The following is a 25,197-nucleotide window of genomic DNA, read 5'->3' on the forward strand; positions in this document are numbered from 1 at the left end:
TACCTGTGTGAAAATCCTTTGTCAATGTTTTTTCCTTGACAGGTCAAAATGCCCGTCATCAGTCCTAACCATATCAAGAAAGTTCTGGTTGGTCAACTGAAATTGCTGGCATTCGCCAAGGTCGCCGATATAAATCTTGAGACTGTCCATTAATTAATTCATAGACCCGTCCCGCTCGGTAATCAAGATTAAGCGCATGTTGTCGTAAATCCTGATTAATTTTGGTATACAGTGGTAGCGGCAATTGGTTTTTGACCTGATGCAAGTAAGCCTGACCCTTAGGGGTAAACCCGAGCAACCGTAAATACGGTGCTGCTTGGGCGGCTTGCACCTCCTGTTGCGTCAGTTGCAATAAAGCTGCCGTTGCCACACGTTGGAGCCGCGTATACGTGTACCGTTTGGACTTGACAAGGTGCATAAAGTTATCAAAGTCCGTCGCTTGTTGGGCCATCGCTTGCATGCGATACTCGAGTCCTTCTGCCATTTGGTCGTATTGCCCGCTATGAGCCACATCGACCGTTAGTAGTTGATAATGCAGCAACGGCCAAAAGTCTTGCCACCGCTGCAACCGCTGGCTTTTTAACGCCGTCAGTGTATCGCTCGGCACGACTGGCGCAATCGCAGGCCAATCCTGCGCAAAAGCGGCCTGACGAATCGCTGTGCCACTCGCGTACGCTTGTCCAGCCGTAATCGTCGGCGTAGCGTGGTCGGCCTGCTGGCGTTGGATGGGATACAACTGCATCGGGTGTGCCAAGGCTTGATTGGCGGTGTAATAACAAAAGCTCAGCATGTCATTGGCCGCCGTTAATGTCACCCCAGTCGCCGCTTTTAAGGCAGCGTTGAACTGCGTCGCATAGGTGGCGTTGTAGTGACTAAACGCATCTTGATGGCCTTCAACCTCAGCCGTCAACCGTTTAAAGTCTAAATCCGGGTGTTCGGCGCCAAAAACGACACTCGTACAGCCCAGCGCACTCAACAACCGAATGCCACCCTCAGCAAATAAGTGTGCCGGTTGCGTGGCGTAAAACACTGGCAATTCAACCACCAAATCCGCCCCGTTTTCCAAGGCTAGCTTGGACCGGGTCCACTTATCCAGAATGGCAGGCTCACCACGCTGTAACCAATTGCCACTCATGACGACTACGACACAATCGGCACCAGTCAGCTGTTTGGCACGCTGCAAGTGATAGCGATGACCATTATGCAATGGATTATATTCAGTTATTAACCCGACTGCTTGCATCGACTAGGCCTCCCAACACTCACTCACTTTATTTACGACATTTGAAGAACCAGCGCGTCGTCTGGGCATCCGGTTGTTGCCGACCAAAATCCGCACTCACCGTCACTTGACTGAATCCAGCTGCCTGCAGTGCCTGCTGGTAATCAGCTAACACATACGTGCGTTCTTGATGTAATTCGCTGACTTCATCGAAAGCTTGTTTGTCTTCATTGTAGATAAAAAACGTCAAATCATGCTCGGCACTGTGCGGTTGTTCCCCGGCATAACTGGTCCACATAAATGCCCGGTCTTCATCACGATAGTTATACATATAACCTGGATAGACCTCATCCGTCTGATACGGCGTAATCACGTCGAAAAGGAACTCGCCACTCGCCGTTAAGTGCTGCGCGACCTGTTCAAAGGCCTGCTGCACCGTCGCAATATCAGGCAAATAGCAAAACGAATCGGCAAAACACGTGACGGCATCAAACTGGCCAATGGCTGATAAGTCCAGCATGTCCCCTTGTAAGAGTGGTAAGGTCACCGCCGCCTCATCCGCATGGTTTTGAGCCAATGCCAACATATTGTCTGATAAATCTAATCCGGTCACTTGATAGCCATCCTGTGCGAGCAACACGCCCAAGCGACCCGTTCCACAGGCCAATTCCAACAATTGACCGTCCTTATGAGGTAACTCCCGACGGACAAAATCCAGCCATTGCTGGTACATGGCTGGATCAAAAAGTTCATCGTAAAGTTCGGCAAACGTCTGATAAATCATGCGTTGACCCATTGATCAACGTCTACCAATGGGGCGTCGGACCACAACTTTTCAAGGTTGTAGTGTGCGCGCGCATCCTTTTGGAAGACGTGTACGATCACGTCACCGGCATCGATCAAGACCCATTCACCGGCAGTCCGACCTTCGACACTCTTCACGTCTGAACCCGCCTTGCGAATAAATTCAACGATGTTATCCGCGATGGCTTGAACTTGGCGTTTGGAATCAGCTGATAAAATCACAAAATAATCAGCCATCAAGCTAACTTCAGCGACGTCCAATGCGACAATGTCATCGGCCCGCTTGTCATCAGCAGCCTCAACAGTTAATTGTAAAAGTTCTTTGCTATCCATAAAACTCTCCCTTAAATTTAGTTGGCATATTCAGGTGCAACGCCACCGACCCAGGCGTTATAAGTTGCTAACGTCTGCGGATAAACGGGCGCACCCTTTTGAATTAAATAAGCTAATGTATGTTGAATCTGGAAACGGACTCCCGCTGCAAGCGACTCAGCAGTCGCCTTACGCGCTTCATCAACGCCTGGGAAATCTCGCGCCGGTTCAATAAAATCAGCCATAAAAATAATCTGATCTAATTTCGTCATGTATGGCGCCCCAACGGTGTGCAACCGCACTGCGTTGAGAATCGCCTCATTATAAATGTGTAGTTCGTCCTTGATGAGTTCAGCACCAACATAGCCGTGCCAGACCCCGTTACCATATGCCACCAAGTCTGGTGCCATCCCCCGCGACTTGATCAGATCGATAAAAGTCGCGTCGTCACGCTGCTTGGCGTAATCATGTAACAAGCCGGCGATTCCGGCTAATTCAACGTCCACGCCATTAGCTGCAGCTAACTTTCGCGCCGTTTGTTCAACACGTAAGCAGTGCTGATAACGGCTATCAGTCAACTGTGCTGCGACTTTGGCCATTAACGCTTCGTGGCTATATGGAACAATGTCTTCAGTATACTCAATCGTTTTGCTCATACAAATGATGCTCCTTAATATAAGCGGCCACGGCTTCCGGCACTAAATAGCGAACGGAATGGCCATGACTGATTTTTTGACGAATCTGGGTCGAACTAATGTCAATCAGTGGTGCATCGACCCAGATGACGGGATATTGACTCGTCGTCGGATACCCTGTCCGTTTGATACCGACAAAGGTGACCAGCTTCACGAGATCCTCGATATGGTACCATGTGTGCAAATAATCGACCATATCCCCGCCGATAATAAAATAGTACTGGGTATCTGGATGTTTCGCCTTGAGTGCCTTCATCGTGTCGTAAGTATAACTCTTACCACCCCGCTCAATTTCGGCAGTTTCCAACCGAAAAAGCGGATTATCGACGATTGCTTCTTGGACCATATTGGCCCGGTCCTCGACCGCAATCGTCTTTTTTTCATCAACGTGTGGTGGCTCAGCATCCGGCATGAAGCGAACCTCATCCAGACCAAGCTGGTCACCAACTTGTTGGGCCATGATCAAGTGCCCTAAATGCGGTGGGTTAAACGTGCCACCTAAAATACCAACACGGCGTCGAGGTCGATTCGTCACCGTTTCCGTCAGAACTTTCGTCGCTGTTTGATTAACCGTCTGCACCCGTCATTCCTCCTATAACTTTGCAACTTCTAATGAGTAGTGCCGGTCTTCCTCATGACTTGCTGGCAAGTATAGGACCAGCACCCGGCCAATGGTTTGAACAACCGTGATAGCCGTATTTTGTTCGATGGCCGCCTTCACATCCGCAGTCGTCACATCGGCATTTTGTAAGATATTAACTTTGATGAGCTCGCGTTTGTCGAGTGCACCAGTCAGCTGTGTCAACCACTCATCAGTCAAGCCATTCTTACCCACGGCAAAAAGTGGCCGCATGTGGTGGGCTTCACCACGTAAATAGTGCTTTTGTTTTCCACGTAAATTTTCCATTAAATTTGATTTACTCCTATATTATGGTTAGTTTGACTGGCTGAACTCGCTGTCGATCCGTGGCGGGAACAGTCCTAGTCATTAATTAGCGTTTGTTGATCATCGCTGGCCGTGTGAGCACAGCAACACCCTTAGGCGCCCAGCCTGCAACCCGCGTATCCGCAGCGACGGTGACCCATCCTAGGCCTTCAAACACGATGTCACTAGTTTCAGTGACCTTGAATTCGTGCCGAACTAACGGTGGAAAGTCTGCGACTGCCGCACCAGTTGGTGGTGTGATCAACTCGCCGACATGTTTCGTATAGAAATTATCGGCATTTTCTGTCCGGGTCCGATGTAACGTCAGATTGTTGTCAACGTAAACCGTCCCAGTTGGTTTCAGCGTATCAACAATGTCCAAACGGGCGACGCCACCTAAGAATAAGGTCTGACCATTACCCAATTGAAAACCTTTGGGCCGAATTTCTTTTTGCGGTGAGACCAACTTTAAATCATCGCCAGACAACACGTGTGCCATCTGTTCGGGATGAATAATCCCGGGCGTGTCAACCATCTTGTGGCCATCGTCCAACGGAATTTCGATTTTATCCAACGTCGTGCCAGGGAACCGCGACGTCGTGATCAAGTCCTTCAAACCAGTATTATTGGCAATGATTCGATTAATCAAGGTCGATTTACCGACATTCGTGACCCCAACGACGTAGACATCCCGACCGCGCCGATATTTTTCAATCATCGCTAATAAATCGTCAATAGCATGGCCCTTTTTAGCACTCGTCAATGCCACGTCTACCGGTTTGATACCTTGCGCCCGAACTTGTTGGTTCATCCATTCACGCAATTTAGTCCGCCGTAATTGCCGTGGCAAGACGTCTTCCTTGTTACCGACTAACAAAACAGGGTTATCACCAACGAACCGTTGCAGGCCCGGGATAATGCTCCCATTTAGATCAAAAATATCAACCACGTAGACGACTAGCGCGTTGGCATCTCGAATCGTTGCCAGTAAGCGCCGAAAATCATCATCCGTTAAACCAACTGGCACGATTTCGTTGTAGTGCCGCAGTCGAAAACAACGTTGACAATATAAGTCCTGCGCATCGCTTGCTAATGATTTTTGCAGCGCACTATTCGGGGTATACCCCGCCGCTTTGGGGTCCGTCGTTTGAATGGCCGCCCCACAGCCGATACAATATAAAGTTTCTTCTGATGTTTCACTCACTTATTTAAGTCCTCCTGAAAATGCATTTCTGGATAAACATGTGCTAATCGTAATTTAATAAAACGTTCAAAGAAGCGGTTGATGCGCGTATTCCAGGCATCCGTCGTCACGATTGGCTTGACCAGAATACTGGGCACACCGGCTAAGTGGGCACTCCACATGTCCGTGATGTATTGGTCACCGACCATCACCACTTCATTTTTGTGTAAGCCTAAATCGTGCCGGGCCTTATTGAGTCCAATCGGTAACGGCTTCAACGACCGCGAAACGAATGGCAAATCTAACTGCTCCAATGCCTTGGCGATACGTGCTTCCGAGTTATTCGAAACGACGACTAACGGAATCCCAGCGTCTTGCAACGCATGCAGCCACTTTTTCAGTTCCGGGGTGCCATCTGGATTATCCCAGGCAATCAACGTGTTATCAAGATCGGTAAAAACGGCCTTGATACCTTGCGCCCGTAGCTGTGCTGGCGTCACATTATAAATTGCTGGTATCATCCAAGTTGGTTTAAATTGATTAATCATCGTTATCCCCTTCGCTTCTCACTGGATTATTTGGTTATTGATCTAACCCCACTAGCCCATTTTATCATACTGGTTCACGAAATACCGGACCAAATCAGGACTGGGACCGGATTCCATGACGATTACGAGCTAATTTTAGTCATCATTATATAATAATTTGTTTTTTGAAAATAAGCAACGAAAATCCACCCATATAATGACAATGTCCTGAAAATGAAAGTATCAGTTTGCTGAAGATGGATGCTGCGATTAGCTGATGCTTGTGGTTCAGTTGGTATGGCACTGACGTAAATAGTCACTAAATTAGTTGGATGGCTGGTGGAAATTCATTGCCAATGAGTGGGCATCAGGACGCGCTCGTTATCGACACCCGTGAACATGACTTGAAAAGTTAGTCGCGATAAGAATTCTGACATTAACTCTGTCAAAGGTGATAATGGCGCAGTGATCAAGCCTAGAATTAGTCAGATGATGCCACAAGTGAACGAATCGTGCTGGTTCATCCTGCTATCCGCATCTAAATGTGAATCGGCCAAATCCGTCAAAATAGATTCACAAATGGCGTGCTTGAGCGTATATTTGAAGTGTGATGTCGCGCGTTTGACTTATGCCATAATACTGATGTGCATATTCGTTGCATGCAACTGCAATCCTCGTATAAGCTTATGATTATGGTCAAAGGGCAAATCTGAGTTGAAACTGTTTGGCGCAGTTTCAGTTCAAGATAACCCTGGTCAATAATCAGTATTTAAACGGTTGCCATCAGTCAAGAAATAAATTAATCGCACCCATTGCGAGTTATCAAAATACTTATTATGGAGGTCTGTTTATGGAGAAAAAAGATGTGATGAAACAATATGTTACCGACAAATACTTTTCGAAGGGTCATTGGTGGACAAAAATCTGGCAAACCATCGTCGCCATTGTCGCTTGGATCTGCGTGGCTGTTCCGGTCTACTGGACGATTTCGTCAACACTGTTAGCTAACAACCCGCGCTTCATTCACGCTTGGAAATACGAGGAAGGTAAGACGCTCTTCTACTTCTTTGACCGGTTCTTCATCTTTGCGTTCATTTTGATTGCCATTATTGTGATTATTTCCACGATCCATAACAATCACCGGGTCAAACAACATATTAGTAAGGAACGGCAATATGATGAAGAGCGGTTGGATGTTCGTAAGCGCCGTTTGAATAATTTTTACACGCAACGCTTTGGACAAGCCACCTTCCGTCAACACGTCAAGCACTACACGGTTGATCCGGAACAAAATCTCGACGTCAACGAAATTCACAAATTATACGAGGACTAATCTATGGAAATTATGCAAACACTTAAGCCCTTCGAAAGCATCTGGAACTTTGTCCTGCTACTGGTCTCCTACCCAATCCTAGGGGCCTTCGCGTGGTTCATCGGCGTGCTCTGTTACCAATTGGTCTACCGGCACCGCCACAAAGATGATGTTGAATTCAAGGAACTCGCGCCTGCAGAACAACCTTTTATTACCATCATGATTCCAGCGCACAACGAAGAAGTTATGATTGAGCACACCATCGACTACTTAATGAACAATTTAAATTATCAAAACTATGAAGTGCTCGTTACTGATGATGGTTCCACTGATGAAACGCCGGCTATTCTGGAACGACTCCAGACCGTTTATGATAACTTGCGGGTCATTACGATCAAAAAGAATCAAGGGAAAGCGCACGCCTTTAACGTCGGCGTTAGCTTTGCCCGCGGCGAGTTTATTCTCAGTAACGATGCTGATTCGATCCCGGAACCTGATGCACTGTGGAAATACATGAGTTATTTCATGGGCGAAGAACACGCTAACACCGCCGCAGTTACGGCTAATATGGACGTTCAAAATCGAAGTACGATTATTGCCAAGTCACAAACCGTCGAATTCTCAAGCATCGTCGGTGTTATCAAGCGGAGTCAAGTTAGCGCTCTGGGTAACATGTACGCCTACAGCGGTGCCAACACGATGTATCGCCGCGATGCCTTGATTGACGTCGGCTTGTTCCGGCAAGACCGTGCCACTGAAGACATCAGTATTGCGTGGGATCACCAATTGAATGGTTGGACGACTGTCTTCTCACCGGATATTTTATTTTATATGAACGTTCCTGAAAATCTAGACGCGCTCTATCACCAGCGGAAACGTTGGGCTAAAGGTGGGACAGAAGTATTGCTGACCAATTTTAAACGGGTCGCAAGCCATCCTGGCAAGTACCTCAAGCAATGGGCGTTCATTACCGACCAAACCTTGAGTATTATCTGGTCCCTATTCTTCTTTGTCTCAACACTGATTTTCTTAATTTCACTGGTCACCTTCTTCTTCACCGGCAACTACGAACGGGTTTACCACATGTTCTGCATGGCCTTCATCTTTGTGACTTTCGAGATGTTTGCCGGCGTCTTGCAGCTACTGTCAGCTCTGATTGTCGATGACCGCGGTCGTAAATTCAAATACTTGATTTTCATGCCACTTTACATGCTGATCTACTGGCAAGTCAACGCACTCGCCCTCGTTACAACATTGATTCCAGCCGTTAAAACGATTCTTGGTTACGGTAGCGGAACTTGGGTCAGCCCGGTTCGGAAACATCATACGGAATAGTATTATGAGTGATAGAAAAGCGAGTCCCTTGGTTGGGGGCTCGCTTTTCGGTATCTGAATTTTTGATTTGTACAAGTTTGCAGTGCGTGACATACTCATGAAATTCACCGCATATACGGCAACGTATGGTACATAGCTCACACCATACAACTAGTTATTCTGTCGGAATTACGGTCATCAATCCCATACCGAATGCTTTTTCACGTCCCAACCCCTTGGTCAGAGTCTGCTTAAAAGTGTCAGCATCTTGCACACGCAACACCCCTTCAAAGGTGACTCTGCTCAGTCGAACACTCCGCCCTTTGCGTCGATGAAGCGTGGGCCAGTCATGACTCACAACATCGAATGCTAATTTTTCCGTCTCATCAGCAGCTGTGTCTGCACGTGCGACTAACTCAAAGCCCGCTCGAAGCGCCCGGTCTGCCAACCATTGTTTCTGCTGCTCAATGGTCACATGCGGCACGACTCGACCCTTAGGATGGTTAGGTTCGATAATTGAATGCGTCGGATTGGCCGTCAATCGAAACCGCAACACCATGCCCGCTTCTATATGGTCTAACCAAGTATCGTATGACTTGGTTATTGCAGTTCCTTCAACACCATATTGTTCCAGTTGTTCAAGCTTAGGCCGGTCCGCACTTAATACCAATAAATAATCTTGGTCGTTCAACCGATCAATTCGCCACAGATGCCGACCACGCTGATTATTTTCGATTTCTTCAGGGAAGCTCTGTTCAACCCAATTGTGATAAGCGCCTAAATGAGTTAAATCTCTAGTCTTATAGCGATTATCTCGATCAATTTCAACTCTTGATAAATACATCAGCGTTGGTCCTCCTTCCAGAGAAAAGTCATCACATCGTGATCTGTCTCAGCGGTACAATCAGGGTGATATGGATTCTCTAATGGCACCCGATCAATAGCCACAGCCCGAAAACCATACTGACGTTCTCGTTGATCAAAGGTAATCACGTTGTCCTTGACCATCGAGCTTCGGTGATTGGGTAATAATGCCGCATCAGCAATCAGCTCTGCCACAAAGGTAGGGCTTTTCGTTTTCTTCATATAAAATCTCGATGCGTGCCAAGATAAGAACTGCAATACTTGTGCTGGATTGGACCCCAAGGCGATCTCGGTCATGATTGGACCTGCTGGCACATTGGCACGTCGACCTAATGACAGCTGAAAACGCGGATGATGTAATGCCCAATCGATCCTGTCAATAAGTGCATCATCTTCACTTCCTACTGCGGCCAAGAAGACCGCGTCTTGGAGGTAATCCCGATAGGTCAGTTTACGTTTGCCGCGCTTCCATTCAACAATCTGAAAATCTGTGAGTGGTTCCGCTGGTTGGTCAATTCGCACTGCGTAGTCAAGCTGATTCAGCGTCTGAATCCGAGAATCTGTTCTCCGATAGCCCAACGCTGCTGCAATCAGTCCAACAATTGCACTTTTAGATGGATAATCATAGCTCGTTCGACGATCGAAGTTAGCTTCATCACCGTAGGATTGCAACGGCGCTGTCAGTCTAATCGTTACCGTTTTCATCCTTGACCACCTTCGTTAATTCCGTCGTGACTTGTCCCAACAGATCCGTTAAGTTTTCAGCTGGCACTGCAATTGCTGACGCATCAGCACCCAACGCGACATTTAGCACTGGTTTCTCGACGAATTGCAATGTCTGTTTATAAGCAGCGTTTAATTTCTCAATCGATTGCTTTACGTAACCCTGCTTCGAAGTGACCGGGTCTTCAAAGCCAGAGACCAGGTTCACTGGTGTATCCGTACGCAATGTCAGCATGACATAGCTTGGCAGTGTTTTGTTGGCAAACGTGTTTTGCTTCCCTGTTGGCATAGACAGTGCAAAGGCTTTGACAAATTCACGCGCACCGTCAACAGCTGCAGCTTCACCTAAGTTTTCAATTAGATCGTTCATATTGATATTAGCATAGCGATAGAGGGTCGCTGAATTAAACTCTAGCGTACCAAGCATGGCGGCACCAGTTGTATCGTCTGGTTGTAAATCATCCAAGGCCGTAAAATAGTCAAATTCTGGAACGACTTCATGTGTCGAGATTGCGTGGGCGACCTGTGCTGCAGCTTCGACGTTTAATTCAGGATTATCCGCAACCATCCGACCAAATAAGGCTAAATCAATCGACTGATTACCCTTTAACACCGCTTTGATGGCCTTTTTATCTAATTCGCCGTCTGCGTTGTCTTTGACGTACTGAGCCAATTGATCAATTTGACCAGGGCTAACCATCAATAAAGCGCTGGTTTCTTCATTTTTATCCAACTTAACACTGGCGGCCTTAAAGACCGCGTTGACTTGTTCCCAAGCGTCATCATCACTCAAATCTGGCGTTAACTTTTGGAGCGCGTCCTTCAACAGCTGGGCCGCTTTTTTTGTTCTGTAACCTACCGTGACCGTGTCATCTTGGAAACTCTGACGAACGGCGCGTTTCCAACTTTGCGAGGAGACTCGCGACCGGCTAACGCCACCGTATAAGGCAGTTTTAGGCGCACCAGTATCATCGCGGTTAATATTTGAAGATGGTACGGTTTGAATCACATGAATATCAAGATATAAGTTGTTGGTCGTCATTAGTTTTTCTTCCCTTCAGGTTTCTCTGTAGCGTCTTGTGGTCGATAATATTGTTGTCCCCATTGTAAGCGCACCTGGCTCGCACGCTCATAGCTTTGCTGCAACCAGTAGAGATCTTGCGCTAAACGGGCATAATCGATTTTTTGTTGTTGATTAGCAGCTTTGAGCATACTGACCAAATGGGTTAATGCGTTAATCGCACTCGCGACGTTGGTCGTCGCGAGTAGCGGTTGCATGCGTCGATCCAGTGCGACCCGCGTCTCCTCGTTGCGTCGTAACTTGGCGAGTGCCTGAAACAATGGGATTCCTTTTTCGGTATCATCCGCTTGCGAGTTAGCTGGGCCATAGACTAAGACCTCGCTGCCTTGTTGCTGAATCGCATAGAACCGGACCGCCGTATAAACTGCCACTTCGGCTGCTGTTGGGCGTCCATCACGACTCAGCATCTCGTCATCTAACTCAGCCATCATGATTGGCCACAACGCCTGCGCTTGTGGGCTGTTCAATACGGTTGCGTGCCGGACACTGGCTAAAACGCCCTTATTGAGATTACCGTGATTATAAAGCTGCCGAATGATACTGGCAGTGACCTTCTGAATTTTATTTTTCATCTGCAACCTTCACCTGCTTTCCTTTCAACTGTGTAAAGACCAGTCGTCGTAGCTGATTATTAGCCGTAAAAACATTGATCTGCCGGGGCACATTATTCTTATCATGATCAACAATTCCGCGCACATCCCGTGACGAACTCGTCGCCATCATCGTATTTGCTGCCTGCAGCGTGATTGTTTGTAACGTTTGTTTCCATTCATTGATCTTGGCTTCCCGGTCGTCATTTCCAGTGAGACTCGCCAACCATGCCTTAAACGGCCGATTTAGTTCGGCGTAAAATTGTGCACTATGGCGTTGCCCAAATTGTTTGGCATCAATGTTCCGAATTTGGCCGATTGTTGCGGCAAAGCGATAATAGCCGTCACCGATTTTTTGCGTGATGTTAATTGCATCTTCAATTCGAACTGGCCAGTAATCCGCGGAGGACTCATCAAACAACACGTCGGCTTGAATCTGCATGTCGTCATAAACCTCAGTGGCAGGCATCTGTGACGACATGTTGCCATCGCTCAGTAACGCCGTGGAAGCTAACCATAATTGTTGGTCATCCGGCACCAATCCTTGTGCCTTCAAATAATGTAGCCAAGTGACAATGCCAGCTTCATGAATATCATCACGACGATTAACATTGACATACTGACCAAAGTTGCGCCACATGGCTTTACCCGTGTATTTAATACTAGCGACCGCCGGCTTGAACTGGCTCGTCTTCTTATCTTGCCGCCACAAGGTCATCGGCTCAATCAGCGCGCCCACGTTATCGAACATTGGAATGCCCGCAGTAAAAATCAGCGGTCGCTGTTGATCATCCCATTCGATATGCAGTAACCGTGACCACGTGGTGTAAAGTGCCGCAAGATTATCTGGCACCAGTTTTCGTCGACGTTCTTTAAGGTAGTCAGCCAGATCTGTATACTCCCATACGGGCCGTTGAACGGGATATCGCACATCTTCATCCATTGGCACTAAGATCAAGTTCAGCATCAAAATCTCGAATAGTGATCGGCCATTCGCGTAGACGGGATTAAGCTGATATACCCACCCTGCGCCGTTAGAGAAAGTCTCGTCACTCTTGATTTTTGTCTTATCGGTCACCCCGGTATAATTTTGATACATAATCAACCACCGAGCTAACTCAGCGTGCGTCAAATCATTCTTGGTTTCATTGACTTTTGGCGCGAATAATGCCACCGAATTACCACTCTCGGAAATCCGTCGATTCATTTGGCGGATAGCCACTAGTCCAGTCGGCTTCCCCGTTTTTTGACCATGTGCAACACTCTTATTTTCAGGCACGACGGCGTCATATTCCGAAGCCGTCACTTGATAAAATGGTTGGTCACCAAACAAATCAAATCGGTTGGCATACTGTTTTAGATAATCAGTCACGATTGTTGTAAACTGACCACCTTCATACAAGTCCTGCCAGGTCTTTTTCAAATCATCGTGAATCTCATCAGAATCGTAGTCCTCATCGACACTCACCACTTTAAAATCATCAGCTATAGTCAGCCACTCATACCCTTGGTTATCCGCATCGTACCGGGTATAAACGGTCGTTAAAATTGCGAGCAACAGCCTTAACACAGCTAAATCTTGTGTTCGCATGTCACCGGCTAACTGGCGATAATTTTGTGCATTTTGAAATAATTCAATTACTGAGACTGATACCTGTTGGTTCGTCTGTGCGTCGATGACTTCAATCCACGGCTCAGTTGTCAGATTAAACGTTTTTTCCACCTGTTCATTCCTCCTTCGAATAACTTAGTCCCAGCTGTGGCGAGTAGCTGACTTGCCACCCATTAAACGTCGCTGTCAGATTCTGGTCGAGTGGTAGTACCAAAGCCCCGTTCAGCCAGACATCATCCTGCCACCGAAGATGATAGGGTCGCGTTAAATCTTCTAGTTCGGTAATGGCGGCTGTAATATTTGGCGTGACTACGGCAGGTATTCGCAGCGTTTGCTGGGCAATTTCGGCAGAAGCAACCTCGGCCAACTTACGCCCATCCAGCAGAAAGTCACCATCCGTCGTATGTTGCACCAGAATCACTTCTAATGTTTCCTGAATATCACGAACCGCTGCGCTCGCCTGTTGATTGCTTACCACGTCTGTGTGATCTCGATCCAACCAGCCATGCAACGTTTTCCCCTGCTTTAACTGTGGCGCTTTGACTTGAAAGACGCCCGCCTTCTGTTGTTCGGCTTTCAAATCGGTCTCAAATTTCTCCGCAGCAGGTTCAATTTCTGGGACTTCCGCATCCGTCGCAGCATCATAGACGCGCTGAACAAGGGTGGAAATATCGCCAGGTAGCTGAATCTTATCAGGCAAAAAATGATCCGTCTTCATTAGTAAATACTTGCCATAGACCGCTTCATTGCCATCACCGTAGTCACCAAAATCATTGATTCCCATCACTTTGAGCTGTGGCTGTCGAAATTGTTTAGGGCGTATAATTGTCTGATGCCGGTGTAGGCGCCCCGCACGCTGTAAGATCAAATCAATTGGCGCGATATCCGTGTATAAGACATCAAAATCAATATCCAAGGATTGCTCCAACACCTGCGTTCCAATCACGACTAGTTTTGCTGGTCGCTGACCGTGTTTGCCAATCGCTGCTTGCAACTTTTCTTCTTGTTGTGCCCGGTCTGGCGCTAAAAATGCAGAGTGTAACACCATCAATGGGACATCCGCGGGAATCAAAGCTGCTAATGCCTGGGCGCGCTTAACCGTATTGACAATGATTCCAGCCACCCCACCAGCATCCAACTGCGCCAGCAACGTCGCAACCAGGTCTTGATCATCCTGGTTAGTACGCTCGACAGCTAACGTCAGCGGGGCTTGATCACTCTGTCCTTCAAAATGCGTGACTTGTTTAATTTCAGGACCGTCCAACACACTCAGTAATGGATAAGCCTGCGTGTCTTCCCAGCCAGTGGGCGCTAATTTTAACAATTGATGGAACTTGCGACCGTACTTACCTTTTAAATACGCTTTTAAGAGCTGATTCCGTTTTATTTTTGGCAAAGTTGCCGACAAAATGACGATGGGCACATGATAAGCACCCAGCCATTCGATTGCTCGAAGTAAATAAGCATTCATATAGGCGTCATAGGCGTGCACCTCATCAATCACCACCACTTTGCCAGAGAAACCGAGATGGCGTAAAAAGAGATGTTTCTGTTTCAATCCCATTAGTAACAAATTGTCGATCGTCCCGACTGTAAACTTGGTCAGGATCGACTTTTTCCCACTGAACCAACTATTTAAGGTCACGGCACCGTGGTGTTCATCCGTTGAATTAACGTTGCTTGCATTAGGCAAGGCCGTATAAGTCCGATTAAATTGGGACTTGCCATGCATTAGTTTAATTGAGAGATGGGCTTCCTGTTCATCCGCAACACTCGCCAGCCAGTCGTTCACACGTGCAAACATCGCATTCGTGGTCGCTTGTGTTGGCAGACCCATGTAAACACCGTCACGCCCTGTCATTCTGGCCAACTGCTCCACGGCAATCAAAGCAATTTCTGTTTTTCCTAATCCCATCGGTGCCTCAATGATGGCCATCCCCGGGTCGGTCGTCACCCCTAAAGCACGCGTAATCGCTGCTTGGACCGGACGTGCATGAAATCCCCAACGTAACTGATACGGATCTTGATCCTGACTCAGTGGTGCTGGCACCCATTCATCGTCTAGTCGCCAAGTCATAATTGCCCGTTGAAACCGTGTCTGTACATCGATGGTTTCTACTGACTGCGCGGTATTTACTAATGGAAAAAGTGGCTTGCTAGCGTCGCCATCGAAACATTCGCTGGAAGCGAGCCAGTCCGCCATGATTAATAATCCCGTTAATATTACGGCTTCTGGTTGATTAATGGCGGGAATCTCAGCCGCACGTTGATAACCGGCACTGTGCAACCCGTATTCCACCAATTCACGCTGAACCTGTTGCCACTCAACTTGCAACTCAGGTCGATTATCACTCTGAAAGTAATTAGCAGTATAGTCTCGAATTTGATGAACCGGCGGCTCGCTTTCGGGTTTGCCATGGTGACCGCCAATGATTGCACCTATCGTGGGATCTACACCATACGCCGTCAAAATTGCCTCACCAGCGAGCGCGTGGGGTGAACGCTGTGCAGAAGACAAATTAAGGACATCTAAATCTTTAAACCCACTTCGCATGAGCTGTTCTATTAGAATCTGATCTAGCTGGTTATCACCGTTATATGCTGGCTTCATCTGAAATGCAGGTGTCGCTTTTCCGCAGTCGTGGATAAAACCGAGAAATTTTACCAGCTTCTGTACATCCTCCTCAGAGGTCGCCGCGGCTAGCTGTTGACGCTGACCATCACTTAACCAGTGATTGAATAACCAATTAATCGTATTTTCGCAATCTTTTAAGTGGACGATCAGCGGCAACCAAAGCCGCTGTCCGTCACTAGAACGCTTCTTAGCCCATAAGCTCTGCGCTAATCGTGAAAATTCTGCCATCGATTTTCACCTTCTTAATATGTTTATAATATTAGACTGCCGGGGTATTTATAATTCATTGCACACTAATTTTCGCCACAGCGCTAGTAACTGGAACACCAGCGATAAACGCTTGTACGGCGTGAAACATATGGCTAGTCTGATAAGCTGGTATATATCCATCTTTAAAATCAGAGTAATACCGAATGCTCCCCCAAAAAACATTCGTTAGTTATTCATTACTACAAACGCTCAATCAGTAAGACCGATTAATTTGCGGGCAGCAAGCTATTGGATTGATTTTTTAAAATTCCGGATATAGTTCAAACATTCACGCCTATTAAACGTGGTTATAATCATGTATATCTTATATTAACATTTAGAAATCAGAAAATCATCTACAGTTTTGTTGCGTTTCATTGCAGACATTCATCTTGCTTGAAATCCCAGTTTCTTGTATAGTCCTAGTTGTAGATGTCAATTCAACAAGTTGATGTAAATTTCGGATTTACTGATTTCATATTGTTGATATAACGGGATTTGTTTAGTCTATTCCCCGTGTATGCGGGGGTGATCCCTGCTTGAGCTTGGCTAAACGCATTATCAGCTGCTATTCCCCGTGTATGCGGGGGTGATCCTTATGTTCAAAAAATTGAAAATAAATACGGAACCTATTCCCCGTGTATGCGGGGGTGATCCTATATGGTTTCTTCCTACGGGAAAGTTAAATCACTATTCCCCGTGTATGCGGGGGTGATCCTCAGTAACTAATGGCGACAATCAAGTTACAGTACTATTCCCCGTGTATGCGGGGGTGATCCTTGCGATTGGGTTGATTAACCATGTATCTAATACTATTCCCCGTGTATGCGGGGGTGATCCTATATTATAACACATAACATCATCAATGCAATTCTATTCCCCGTGTATGCGGGGGTGATCCTTAACAATGTGAGTTGTTGTATTGTGAATGAAACTATTCCCCGTGTATGCGGGGGTGATCCCTTGCATCCGCCGTCAACTTGGTAATAAAATCACTATTCCCCGTGTATGCGGGGGTGATCCTTATATCGATTTGGTGGCTTTATTTTCAAAGCTCTATTCCCCGTGTATGCGGGGGTGATCCTACAACAAGTATTGCGCGCCGTCACCGCCGACCCTATTCCCCGTGTATGCGGGGGTGATCCCGAATTAATTTGAAATCCATCTTGCTCACGATCCTATTCCCCGTGTATGCGGGGGTGATCCTCTGGAGGGCAATGGACTGGAAAAACGTTACGGCTATTCCCCGTGTATGCGGGGGTGATCCTAACGACAATGCAGACCAAACCAATCAGACTGTCTGTTCCCCGTGTATGCGGGGGTGATCCCAGCACATTGATGGATGTGCAAACAGCGGTTCACTATTCCCCGTGTATGCGGGGGTGATCCTGACGCTATGAAAATCTTAGCTTATGACAATTACTGTTCCCCGTGTATGCGGGGGTAATCCCATTGCACATGTGGCCAAAACGTCGACGCCGTACTGTTCCCCGTGTATACGAGGATGACCCTTAACGAAACCGTATTCTGCTGATTTGTCCTGGCACTGTTCCCCGTATATACGGGGGTGATCCTTAACACGCCGGTAGTCCCGTTTTTGGGGGATTGCTGTTCTCCGTGTATACGGGGCTGATCCCATGACTGCGCACTATACTGAGTCAGCCCGACTCTTTTCCCTGTGTATACAGGAGTGATTCGAGGTGCACTCTCGTGAGAAGCGTAGACGCTAGCTGTTCTTCGTGTATGCGGAGGTCATCCTCGCTGAATCGATATCCACCATTTTATTCCCCGTGTATACGGGGGCAGTCTTGTACCGATTCATGACATAATCAGCATTGCTATTGTCTCTAACACATACAGGACTATTTCAGCATTTATACAGAGCGATCAACAACATCACTTCATCAACAGGGCAATTTGACTTCTATGAGAACCAATGGCTAAAATTTTAAGTTCACACCACCAATCTTCCTTATGAATCAAACTTTCATTACACAAATAGTGTATCTCTCAGATGTGTTCTAAATTTTTAACTTTTCTACCTTACTCAATGCCTGAGCTAATGCCAACGTCGCCCGAGCATCTTCTAGCGCATGATGTGGTTTTGAATTCTCAATTTCGTATGCTGACAGTACTGTCGCGAGCCGATAGTTATCTAAAAACGCATTAGTACGCTTCACAATTGGCATCAAATCCATGGTTTGACTTCTTAACGCTTCCAAATTATTGCTGATAAACGCCTGCTTTAAGAAGGCCTCATCAAAATGAAAATTATATCCCACGATTGCGCAATCACCTATGAAAGCATTTAACCCACTTAGCGCTTCAACAATCGGAACACCCTGTTTAGCCAGTATGTCGTTGGTTAGCCCAGTAAGTGTGCTAATTTTTTCTGGGATTGATTCAGTCACACTTATTAAGCGACTAAATTCGGCAACCTGGCCGTCAGTAGTAGCTTTGACTGCCCCAATTGAAATAATGACATCCTTGCTAGGATCCAATCCCGTTGTTTCAAGGTCTACCGCTACCATTGGTTCATTATTTTTGCGAAACTGCTGGGACCGCTTTTGTTGAGCTTTCCGACTCATCACTCGAGCTTTATGAAATTTAGCGGCGTCGCTATAACCGTGTTCTTCGACTGCTGGAGCTGCGTTCAAATGCATCATTAATGGAATGCCATCATAATCAACCACTTGATGATCCCGACGAGTGGTTTTAAATTGATAGCCAAGTTCGTTATTGGCATTATAGACCATCGTGGCTTCACCCCGGCCGATATTTTTAACAATCCGTAACCACAGCGAATCACGAATTCTGGCACTCACACTTCCGACATAAACCCCCGTTTGAATTTCCTGATACCATTTGGTCAAATCACCACGCAAGGCATTCGGCACTTTTGTCAACGTAATCACGATCATTGAGTCTCACCCACCTTGATTTCATGATACTGAACGCCGAACTCTTGCAAACCAAGCTGATCATCCCACAAGCTTAAGTTACTGATTTCAGTCTGGTCATCCGTGACGCCAAGTATTGCTTTGAGATCTGAAACCATCCGCCCCAAAAGTTTACCGTCAACAAAAGCATCACGCATTGCTAGTCGCGTGTTTCGAGAAATATTGTCATCTTCTGTTAAAGCTGCGACAGTGTTAAACGCGACTGGAATTGAAAATTCAGCTTTATATAAATCAGCAAAGTCATAGACAAAGGATAAATCATGCCCAGTGTGCACAAAACCTAACCCTGCAGAAGCGCCCATCGCCATAATGACACTGTAGCTCAGTCCGTATAAAGCCTGATGCGCAGCAGTTAAAGCTTGATTAATTGGGGAGCTGGCCTCAAAATTATCAGGATTATAATCGCGGCGAGTCCATTTGACCCCGGTACGTTCTGATTGCAGCCGATAGACCTGGCGAACTCGGGCCCCCTCCTTGCCCCGTAGTGCTTGCATCGACAAACCACTCACGTCATCATTTGGGAAACGCATCTGATACATTTTTCGCGCTACGGCTAAACGTGAGCGTTGATTGGAAAATAGTTTTGCCTGGGCTTCAAGTAATAAAGACGAATGATTTAACGCGCGACCGTGTGCGTATTGCCGCACCCCACGCTCGCCAACCCAGACGACTGCCATCCCAGCATCACCCATCAGTTCCATGGCACGATGGGTCACATCAACGCCAGGCCCAAGCATTAGGACACTGATAATCGCGGCCGGAACAAACACAATCCCTCGAGCATCACTGACTCGAATCGCACTATCTTGACGATCTAATTTAGCATGTTCTAAGTACAAGAAAGTCAACCGGTCTCGAACACGACCTAACTCTGATAATTCTGGCTTTTTTGCTCCTGATTGTTTTTCCATTGATGCACCTCCAAAGCTAGCTGATACTGAACTAAATAGCACACTTTCATTCTATAAATTATTTGTGCGTTGCTGATTGAAAGTAGCTTTTTGCCTGCAAATTTAATGCGTATTTAGGCTTCACAATTATTAAGCGCTTACATTTTATTAAGAACATTGCTGACAATCCTGAATTATACTGACAAGAAATCATCGACTTTCATCCGTATATTTTCGTCAGAACCCTAAACTGCTTGTAAACGCTCCCGACTTTTAAATATAATTCCCCTACATTATCATACTGGCTATTCATCAACAATTCGCTTTATGTTATCCCACTTACTGGTTGAATTATTTCTGATTCTATACTTCTAATATTAGCATTCAGTGTTTGAATATACATCTATTTTTGGAAGGACTTTGATGGATTTTTGATAAATTATGACGACTAGTTTGTGTCAAGACAGTCTGATATGTCCAGTCTTGGAGTTTCCCTATAGTTGCTTTCAACGATCAAGTTAATGTAAAATGATACTTAGCCAATTTTGGATTGTTGATTTACCGGGATTTGTTTAGTCTGTTCCCCGCGTATGCGGGGGTGATCCTACTTAACGTGTAGAAAAACATTTGAACGGCTGCTGTTCCCCGCGTATGCGGGGGTGATCCCTGCATTAGCACTGCTGCTACCTAAGTCCCTACCTGTTCCCCGCGTATGCGGGGGTGATCCTTAAGTACGCATTGCAGTTAGTAGCTAAGCATGCTGTTCCCCGCGTATGCGGGGGTGATCCTGAATTTGATTATCCAATCTCAGCTATTCGTAAACTGTTCCCCGCGTATGCGGGGGTGATCCTAGTATGTTTAAACTTTACGATTATCAGCAAAGCTGTTCCCCGCGTATGCGGGGGTGATCCTAACCGGCTCTGTTCTAGCGGTGCCCTCAACAGCTGTTCCCCGCGTATGCGGGGGTGATCCCAAGCCTAAAACGACTAGAATGAACGGTGTTAACTGTTCCCCGCGTATGCGGGGGTGATCCTTGATGCCTAGTTGGGCAGCCTTGTTGGCATCACTGTTCCCCGCGTATGCGGGGGTGATCCCATCAAACATGGAAATGCCGCTGATTACGAAGTCTGTTCCCCGCGTATGCGGGGGTGATCCCACTCTGTTCTGTTGGTAACTTATGGAATCTGTCTGTTCCCCGCGTATGCGGGGGTGATCCCGAATTGGCGGAGCTATGCAAAAAATCGGTAAACTGTTCCCCGCGTATGCGGGGGTGATCCCTTAAGTGACCTACACATTGGAGAATTAGACGACTGTTCCCCGCGTATGCGGGGGTGATCCCTATCAAGTAAGATGTCGTATGTTCTAATTGCCCTGTTCCCCGCGTATGCGGGGGTGATCCCGCAGCTAAAGATATTTTAGACCGCTCAATGAGCTGTTCCCCGCGTATGCGGGGGTGATCCTAATAGGACTTGGTTGGGATCAAGCAACTGCCACTGTTCCCCGCGTATGCGGGGGTGATCCCAATCATAGCCGCAAACGACGCTACTAATGCTGCTGTTCCCCGCGTATGCGGGGGTGATCCTAAACAGATGGGGTAGAGCCGGCTGTGTTCCATCTGTTCCCCGCGTATGCGGGGGTGATCCTATAGGAAGGAAGAAAATAATGAATAATATTTCCTGTTCCCCGCGTATGCGGGGGTGATCCTACAATATAACCATTTTCTGCCAATGCGACACGCTGTTCCCCGCGTATGCGGGGGTGATCCTAGGTATTTGTCGGGAGACATAGTCGATCGCCACTGTTCCCCGCGTATGCGGGGGTGATCCTCAATCAGCTAAGGTAATCTCACAACAAGTCGCCTGTTCCCCGCGTATGCGGGGGTGATCCCCAAACACAAGCAGGCTAATTTGATTTATCAGGCTGTTCCCCGCGTATGCGGGGGTGATCCTTAAAGACGAGCTACCACTGGTTGTAGACACGTCTGTTCCCCGCGTATGCGGGGGTGATCCCAGGTTAAACGCAGTTAACCGTGTATATCCATTCTGTTCCCCGCGTATGCGGGGGTGATCCTAGTGACCCGATGGATAACCGGGCTTGTAACTTCTGTTCCCCGCGTATGCGGGGGTGATCCTCTGACTAGCCGTCTGTGTTTGATAAGTTGAAACTGTTCCCCGCGTATGCGGGGGTGATCCTTTCATAACTGTACCTAACCTTTCTTTACTATGCTGTTCCCCGCGTATGCGGGGGTGATCCCCATATGCGAATAATCCACGGAAAAACGATGAACTGTTCCCCGCGTATGCGGGGGTGATCCTAAAATAGCCAATTTGCTGTTTCGTAATTCAGCCTGTTCCCCGCGTATGCGGGGGTGATCCTAATGACATCATATAGTTTTACGAGAATTTCAACTGTTCCCCGCGTATGCGGGGGTGATCCTATGACGCTGACGAGGGTATTGGTTATCCGATTCTGTTCCCCGCGTATGCGGGGGTGATCCTAGCAATGCAAACGCTTAGGGATTATGCGGTCGCTGTTCCCCGCGTATGCGGGGGTGATCCCGTTAACAGCGTCATTATTACTAACACTCACGCCTGTTCCCCGCGTATGCGGGGGTGATCCTAGTTGCAAATGTACTGTCCTTTTGAGTAGTTGCTGTTCCCCGCGTATGCGGGGGTGATCCTATAATTCGTGCACTAACGAATATTGGCGTGACCTGTTCCCCGCGTATGCGGGGGTGATCCCGACCAGTTATACTATCTATCCGTTTTAGATGACTGTTCCCCGCGCATACGGGGGTGATCCTATGAATTGGTACAACCGCGACGAAATTCCATTCTATTCCCCGTGCATACGGGGGTGATCCTCCAATGTGACTAACTGAAATTTCTACGCTAGTCTATTCCCCGTGCATACGGGGGTGATTTTTATACAGTTTTTAGGAGGGCAAGGATAATGGTTGAAATTATAGCGCATGTTTTAATACCAACCAATCGAGGATTTTTGATTTTACAGCGTACCCGAAAAGAATACGGCAATAAAAATGTATACCCTGGATACTGGGATATTCCTGGTGGTTTAGCCATCAATAATGAGATTCCAAGAGAAACAGCAATTCGGGAATGTATGGAAGAAACTGGGTTAAAGGTAAAAATTAGCAGAATTATCTGGGAAGATTCAGTCCTTGATAAGGACAAAAATCACGTGTTTACAAGATTAGTTTATCTGGCACATGAGATATCAGCTGATCAGAAAATTTATCTAAATCGAGAAGAACATTCTGAATTTGTTTTTGTAAATTCACGGCAAATTTTGAGTAAAAGAAAAGTCATACCATATTTAGAGAAAGTCTTGTTACAGTTTCTATAGATAATGAGAACTGTACCGCGTGACCTTTACGCTTGAAAGTGCAAAGAAAGAATTTGTAGCGTTACTGACGTGTAGCATCACTAGCGATTATTTTTGCATCAACAGTCACGCGATCGAGCAATAATTAACGAACTCCAATCGTTTTAAAAACGATTCTCCACATATAAATAGTGATTCTGAGCATACTGAATCAGTCAGATCATTTCACACAATCCAAATATGCACGCAAAACAGCATACCTACTGCGAGATACACAGTAAGTATGCTGCTTATTTTTATTAGACAGCCTAACACACCCCACTCATTTATTCACCGACTGTGTACGTTGCTCCCAAAGTAACGTGGTCTTAACCGATTGCGCGCGGTATACTGCAGCTTTAGCCAGTTCCTGCTGAGCATCAATCACTTTTTCAGACATAAAGGGATTCGTGGCTTGTGCTACAGACAACTCTGTGCACCCTAAGATAACGGCGTCACAGTGTTCAACGTTTAGCAATTGCGCAATTAACCCGTGAAACTTAGCTTGATCCACAAAATTGTGCTGTTTAATATCGTGATAAATCAAATCCATGAGTTGAACTTGCTCCGCTTCACTTGGGACGACCGAAACGTGTCCGTTGGCATGGATGATGTCCTGATAAAGATGAGATTGTATCGTTCCGGTCGTTGCCAGGATACCAATTCTTAACGGCAAGTCACTGTGTTGCTGACTTGCGGCTTTAACCGCTACCATAGGCATATTCAAAATTGGAACACGTGAAATTTTAGTTAGCTCAGGCACGAAATAATGGGCCGTATTGCACGTCATCACTATAAATTGAACAGCCAATCTATTGAGTAGTCGTACATCTGACTTCAACGCAGGCAATGGACTAGCGCGATGATGATCCAAAATATATGCTGTTCGGTCTGGAATCTGAGCGTCGTTTAGCACCACATAGTTCAGATAATCTTGGTCACAATGAGCGTTGGTCAGCTGATTCACTGCATGTACAAAACTCTCAGTTGCCATCGTGCCCATCCCGCCAATAATTCCAAAACATTGTTCCATAACTGCACCCCCATGAATTGTTATCTGACCTTCAATTCCTAAGTTGTTAATTATTATCCATCGATTCCCTATTCGGAAGCAACTGATTTGCAACCAATGTTGGACTTGATACGTTATGCTTACTATGTCTCGCAAATCAAACGTGCACTCACATGAAAATTCCAGCTTAATGACTAATAAATAATATCTATCACTTTCAGGCAGTACCAAATTCATTGTTCAAAAAAAGACCGCCACCCCACAGGATGACGGTCTTTCAACATTAGAGCAACGCCCTAATTAAGTTTTAAATTAAGCAAGTGCCTTTTTAGCAGTGTCAACTAATGCCTTGAATGCATCCGCATCGTTAACGGCTAAGTCAGCTAACATTTTACGGTTAACGTCAACGTTAGCAACCTTTAAACCGTGCATTAATTGGCTGTAGCTGATGTCGTTGATCCGGGCTGCCGCGTTGATCCGGGCAATCCAAAGACGACGGAAGTCACTCTTACGCCGGCGACGATCGCGGAAAGCGTATTGGTATGACTTCATTACTTGGTCCTTAGCAACCTTAAATTGGATGTGCTTAGCACCACGGTAACCTTTAGCTAATTTTAAAATCCGTTTGCGACGTTTGCGTGTTACAGTTCCACCTTTTACTCGAGCCATGTTATTTCCTCCTAGATTTAACTAAAACGTTGTGAATTATTTTTGTAATAACTTGTGGTATGTTTTGACCATTGGCTTTTCGATAATAGCCGTACCACGTAATTGGCGACGTTGTTTCTTAGTCTTACCATGGAAACGATGACTAGTAAAAGCGTTGGCGCTCTTAATCTTACCCTTAGCAGTTACCTTGAAACGCTTTGCAGCAGCGCGGTTTGTCTTTTGTTTTGGCATAAT

General features: G+C 46.6%; 22 protein-coding genes and 2 CRISPR repeat arrays. Of the genes, 3 read left to right on the forward strand and 19 right to left on the reverse strand.

Annotation, left to right across the window (positions count from 1 at the left end; all coding sequences use genetic code 11):
- Positions 1–73: 73 nt before the first annotated feature.
- The 8 genes from KGF70_RS02075 to KGF70_RS02110 form a co-directional block, all read right to left on the reverse strand.
- Positions 74–1,243, reverse strand: a complete 1,170-nt coding sequence (locus KGF70_RS02075; protein WP_216767573.1) for a nucleotidyltransferase — start codon at positions 1,241–1,243, stop codon at positions 74–76.
- Positions 1,244–1,271: 28 nt separating this feature from the next.
- The gene (locus tag KGF70_RS02080) at positions 1,272–2,006 is read right to left on the reverse strand and encodes a class I SAM-dependent methyltransferase (protein ID WP_056952418.1); all 735 of its coding nucleotides are present in this window, start codon (positions 2,004–2,006) and stop codon (positions 1,272–1,274) included.
- On the reverse strand, positions 2,003–2,359 hold the full coding sequence (gene rsfS / locus KGF70_RS02085) for a ribosome silencing factor (RefSeq protein WP_003638543.1): 357 nt from the start codon (positions 2,357–2,359) through the stop codon (positions 2,003–2,005). Before rsfS ends, KGF70_RS02080 begins: the two co-directional genes overlap by 4 nt.
- A 17-nt stretch (positions 2,360–2,376) precedes the next feature.
- Positions 2,377–2,994: a bis(5'-nucleosyl)-tetraphosphatase (symmetrical) YqeK gene (yqeK, locus tag KGF70_RS02090; RefSeq protein WP_088769629.1), complete on the reverse strand. Its 618-nt coding sequence runs from the start codon at positions 2,992–2,994 to the stop codon at positions 2,377–2,379.
- Positions 2,978–3,613 (reverse strand): nicotinate-nucleotide adenylyltransferase, encoded by a 636-nt coding sequence (locus KGF70_RS02095; RefSeq protein ID WP_050338818.1) that lies wholly within the window; start codon positions 3,611–3,613, stop codon positions 2,978–2,980. The genes yqeK and KGF70_RS02095 overlap by 17 nt, the downstream gene beginning before the upstream one ends.
- Before the next feature lie 12 nt (positions 3,614–3,625).
- Positions 3,626–3,940, reverse strand: coding sequence for a ribosome assembly RNA-binding protein YhbY (gene yhbY / locus KGF70_RS02100; protein WP_003638540.1), 315 nt, complete (start codon positions 3,938–3,940; stop codon positions 3,626–3,628).
- Between the two features lie 85 nt (positions 3,941–4,025).
- Positions 4,026–5,162, reverse strand: a complete 1,137-nt coding sequence (gene yqeH, locus KGF70_RS02105) for a ribosome biogenesis GTPase YqeH (protein ID WP_050338819.1) — start codon at positions 5,160–5,162, stop codon at positions 4,026–4,028.
- A complete protein-coding gene (locus tag KGF70_RS02110) occupies positions 5,159–5,689 on the reverse strand; it encodes a YqeG family HAD IIIA-type phosphatase (protein ID WP_050338820.1) in 531 nt (176 codons plus the stop codon). The genes yqeH and KGF70_RS02110 overlap by 4 nt, the downstream gene beginning before the upstream one ends.
- Before the next feature lie 829 nt (positions 5,690–6,518).
- Between KGF70_RS02110 and KGF70_RS02115 the strand changes: the two genes are divergently transcribed.
- Positions 6,519–7,001, forward strand: a complete 483-nt coding sequence (locus KGF70_RS02115) for a hypothetical protein (RefSeq protein WP_050338821.1) — start codon at positions 6,519–6,521, stop codon at positions 6,999–7,001.
- Positions 7,002–7,004: 3 nt separating this feature from the next.
- Positions 7,005–8,315, forward strand: coding sequence for a glycosyltransferase (locus tag KGF70_RS02120; protein ID WP_216767574.1), 1,311 nt, complete (start codon positions 7,005–7,007; stop codon positions 8,313–8,315).
- 154 nt (positions 8,316–8,469) lie between these two features.
- On the opposite strand, the gene cas6e is transcribed toward KGF70_RS02120, so the two are convergent.
- The 8 genes from cas6e to cas1e all read right to left on the reverse strand — a co-directional run bounded on the left by cas6e (position 8,470) and on the right by cas1e (position 19,919).
- Positions 8,470–9,138 carry a type I-E CRISPR-associated protein Cas6/Cse3/CasE gene (cas6e, locus tag KGF70_RS02125; protein WP_216767575.1) on the reverse strand — a complete coding sequence of 223 codons (669 nt, stop codon included), beginning with the start codon at positions 9,136–9,138 and terminating at the stop codon, positions 8,470–8,472.
- Positions 9,138–9,863, reverse strand: coding sequence for a type I-E CRISPR-associated protein Cas5/CasD (gene cas5e / locus KGF70_RS02130; protein WP_216767576.1), 726 nt, complete (start codon positions 9,861–9,863; stop codon positions 9,138–9,140). The genes cas6e and cas5e overlap by 1 nt, the downstream gene beginning before the upstream one ends.
- A complete protein-coding gene (gene cas7e, locus KGF70_RS02135) occupies positions 9,844–10,923 on the reverse strand; it encodes a type I-E CRISPR-associated protein Cas7/Cse4/CasC (protein ID WP_216767577.1) in 1,080 nt (359 codons plus the stop codon). The genes cas5e and cas7e overlap by 20 nt, the downstream gene beginning before the upstream one ends.
- Positions 10,923–11,534: a type I-E CRISPR-associated protein Cse2/CasB gene (casB, locus tag KGF70_RS02140; RefSeq protein WP_216767578.1), complete on the reverse strand. Its 612-nt coding sequence runs from the start codon at positions 11,532–11,534 to the stop codon at positions 10,923–10,925. The genes cas7e and casB overlap by 1 nt, the downstream gene beginning before the upstream one ends.
- The gene (locus KGF70_RS02145; RefSeq protein WP_216767579.1) at positions 11,524–13,275 is read right to left on the reverse strand and encodes a type I-E CRISPR-associated protein Cse1/CasA; all 1,752 of its coding nucleotides are present in this window, start codon (positions 13,273–13,275) and stop codon (positions 11,524–11,526) included. Before KGF70_RS02145 ends, casB begins: the two co-directional genes overlap by 11 nt.
- Before the next feature lie 4 nt (positions 13,276–13,279).
- The gene (gene cas3 / locus KGF70_RS02150; RefSeq protein ID WP_216767580.1) at positions 13,280–16,027 is read right to left on the reverse strand and encodes a CRISPR-associated helicase Cas3'; all 2,748 of its coding nucleotides are present in this window, start codon (positions 16,025–16,027) and stop codon (positions 13,280–13,282) included.
- Positions 16,028–16,555: 528 nt separating this feature from the next.
- A CRISPR array of direct repeats spans positions 16,556–17,745; the repeat unit is 28 nt; unit sequence CTATTCCCCGTGTATGCGGGGGTGATCC.
- Between the two features lie 324 nt (positions 17,746–18,069).
- A complete protein-coding gene (gene cas2e / locus KGF70_RS02155) occupies positions 18,070–18,969 on the reverse strand; it encodes a type I-E CRISPR-associated endoribonuclease Cas2e (RefSeq protein ID WP_216767581.1) in 900 nt (299 codons plus the stop codon).
- The gene (gene cas1e / locus KGF70_RS02160; protein WP_216767582.1) at positions 18,966–19,919 is read right to left on the reverse strand and encodes a type I-E CRISPR-associated endonuclease Cas1e; all 954 of its coding nucleotides are present in this window, start codon (positions 19,917–19,919) and stop codon (positions 18,966–18,968) included. The genes cas2e and cas1e overlap by 4 nt, the downstream gene beginning before the upstream one ends.
- A 556-nt stretch (positions 19,920–20,475) precedes the next feature.
- Positions 20,476–22,822: a CRISPR direct-repeat array (repeat unit 28 nt; unit sequence CTGTTCCCCGCGTATGCGGGGGTGATCC).
- A 28-nt stretch (positions 22,823–22,850) separates the two neighbouring features.
- Here cas1e and KGF70_RS02165 point away from each other — a divergent pair.
- Positions 22,851–23,264: an NUDIX hydrolase gene (locus KGF70_RS02165; protein WP_105923726.1), complete on the forward strand. Its 414-nt coding sequence runs from the start codon at positions 22,851–22,853 to the stop codon at positions 23,262–23,264.
- A gap of 301 nt (positions 23,265–23,565) precedes the next feature.
- Here KGF70_RS02165 and KGF70_RS02170 read toward each other — a convergent pair whose 3' ends face one another.
- From KGF70_RS02170 to rpmI, 3 genes are all read right to left on the reverse strand, one after another.
- Positions 23,566–24,315 (reverse strand): aspartate/glutamate racemase family protein, encoded by a 750-nt coding sequence (locus KGF70_RS02170; RefSeq protein ID WP_122210914.1) that lies wholly within the window; start codon positions 24,313–24,315, stop codon positions 23,566–23,568.
- A 291-nt stretch (positions 24,316–24,606) separates the two neighbouring features.
- Positions 24,607–24,963 carry a 50S ribosomal protein L20 gene (gene rplT / locus KGF70_RS02175; RefSeq protein ID WP_003638527.1) on the reverse strand — a complete coding sequence of 119 codons (357 nt, stop codon included), beginning with the start codon at positions 24,961–24,963 and terminating at the stop codon, positions 24,607–24,609.
- 36 nt (positions 24,964–24,999) lie between these two features.
- Positions 25,000–25,194: a 50S ribosomal protein L35 gene (gene rpmI / locus KGF70_RS02180; RefSeq protein ID WP_003638526.1), complete on the reverse strand. Its 195-nt coding sequence runs from the start codon at positions 25,192–25,194 to the stop codon at positions 25,000–25,002.
- Positions 25,195–25,197 lie beyond the last annotated feature (3 nt).

It is taken from the genome of Lactiplantibacillus sp. 7.2.4 (assembly GCF_018991185.1).
In the GTDB taxonomy this organism is placed as follows: domain Bacteria; phylum Bacillota; class Bacilli; order Lactobacillales; family Lactobacillaceae; genus Lactiplantibacillus; species Lactiplantibacillus pentosus.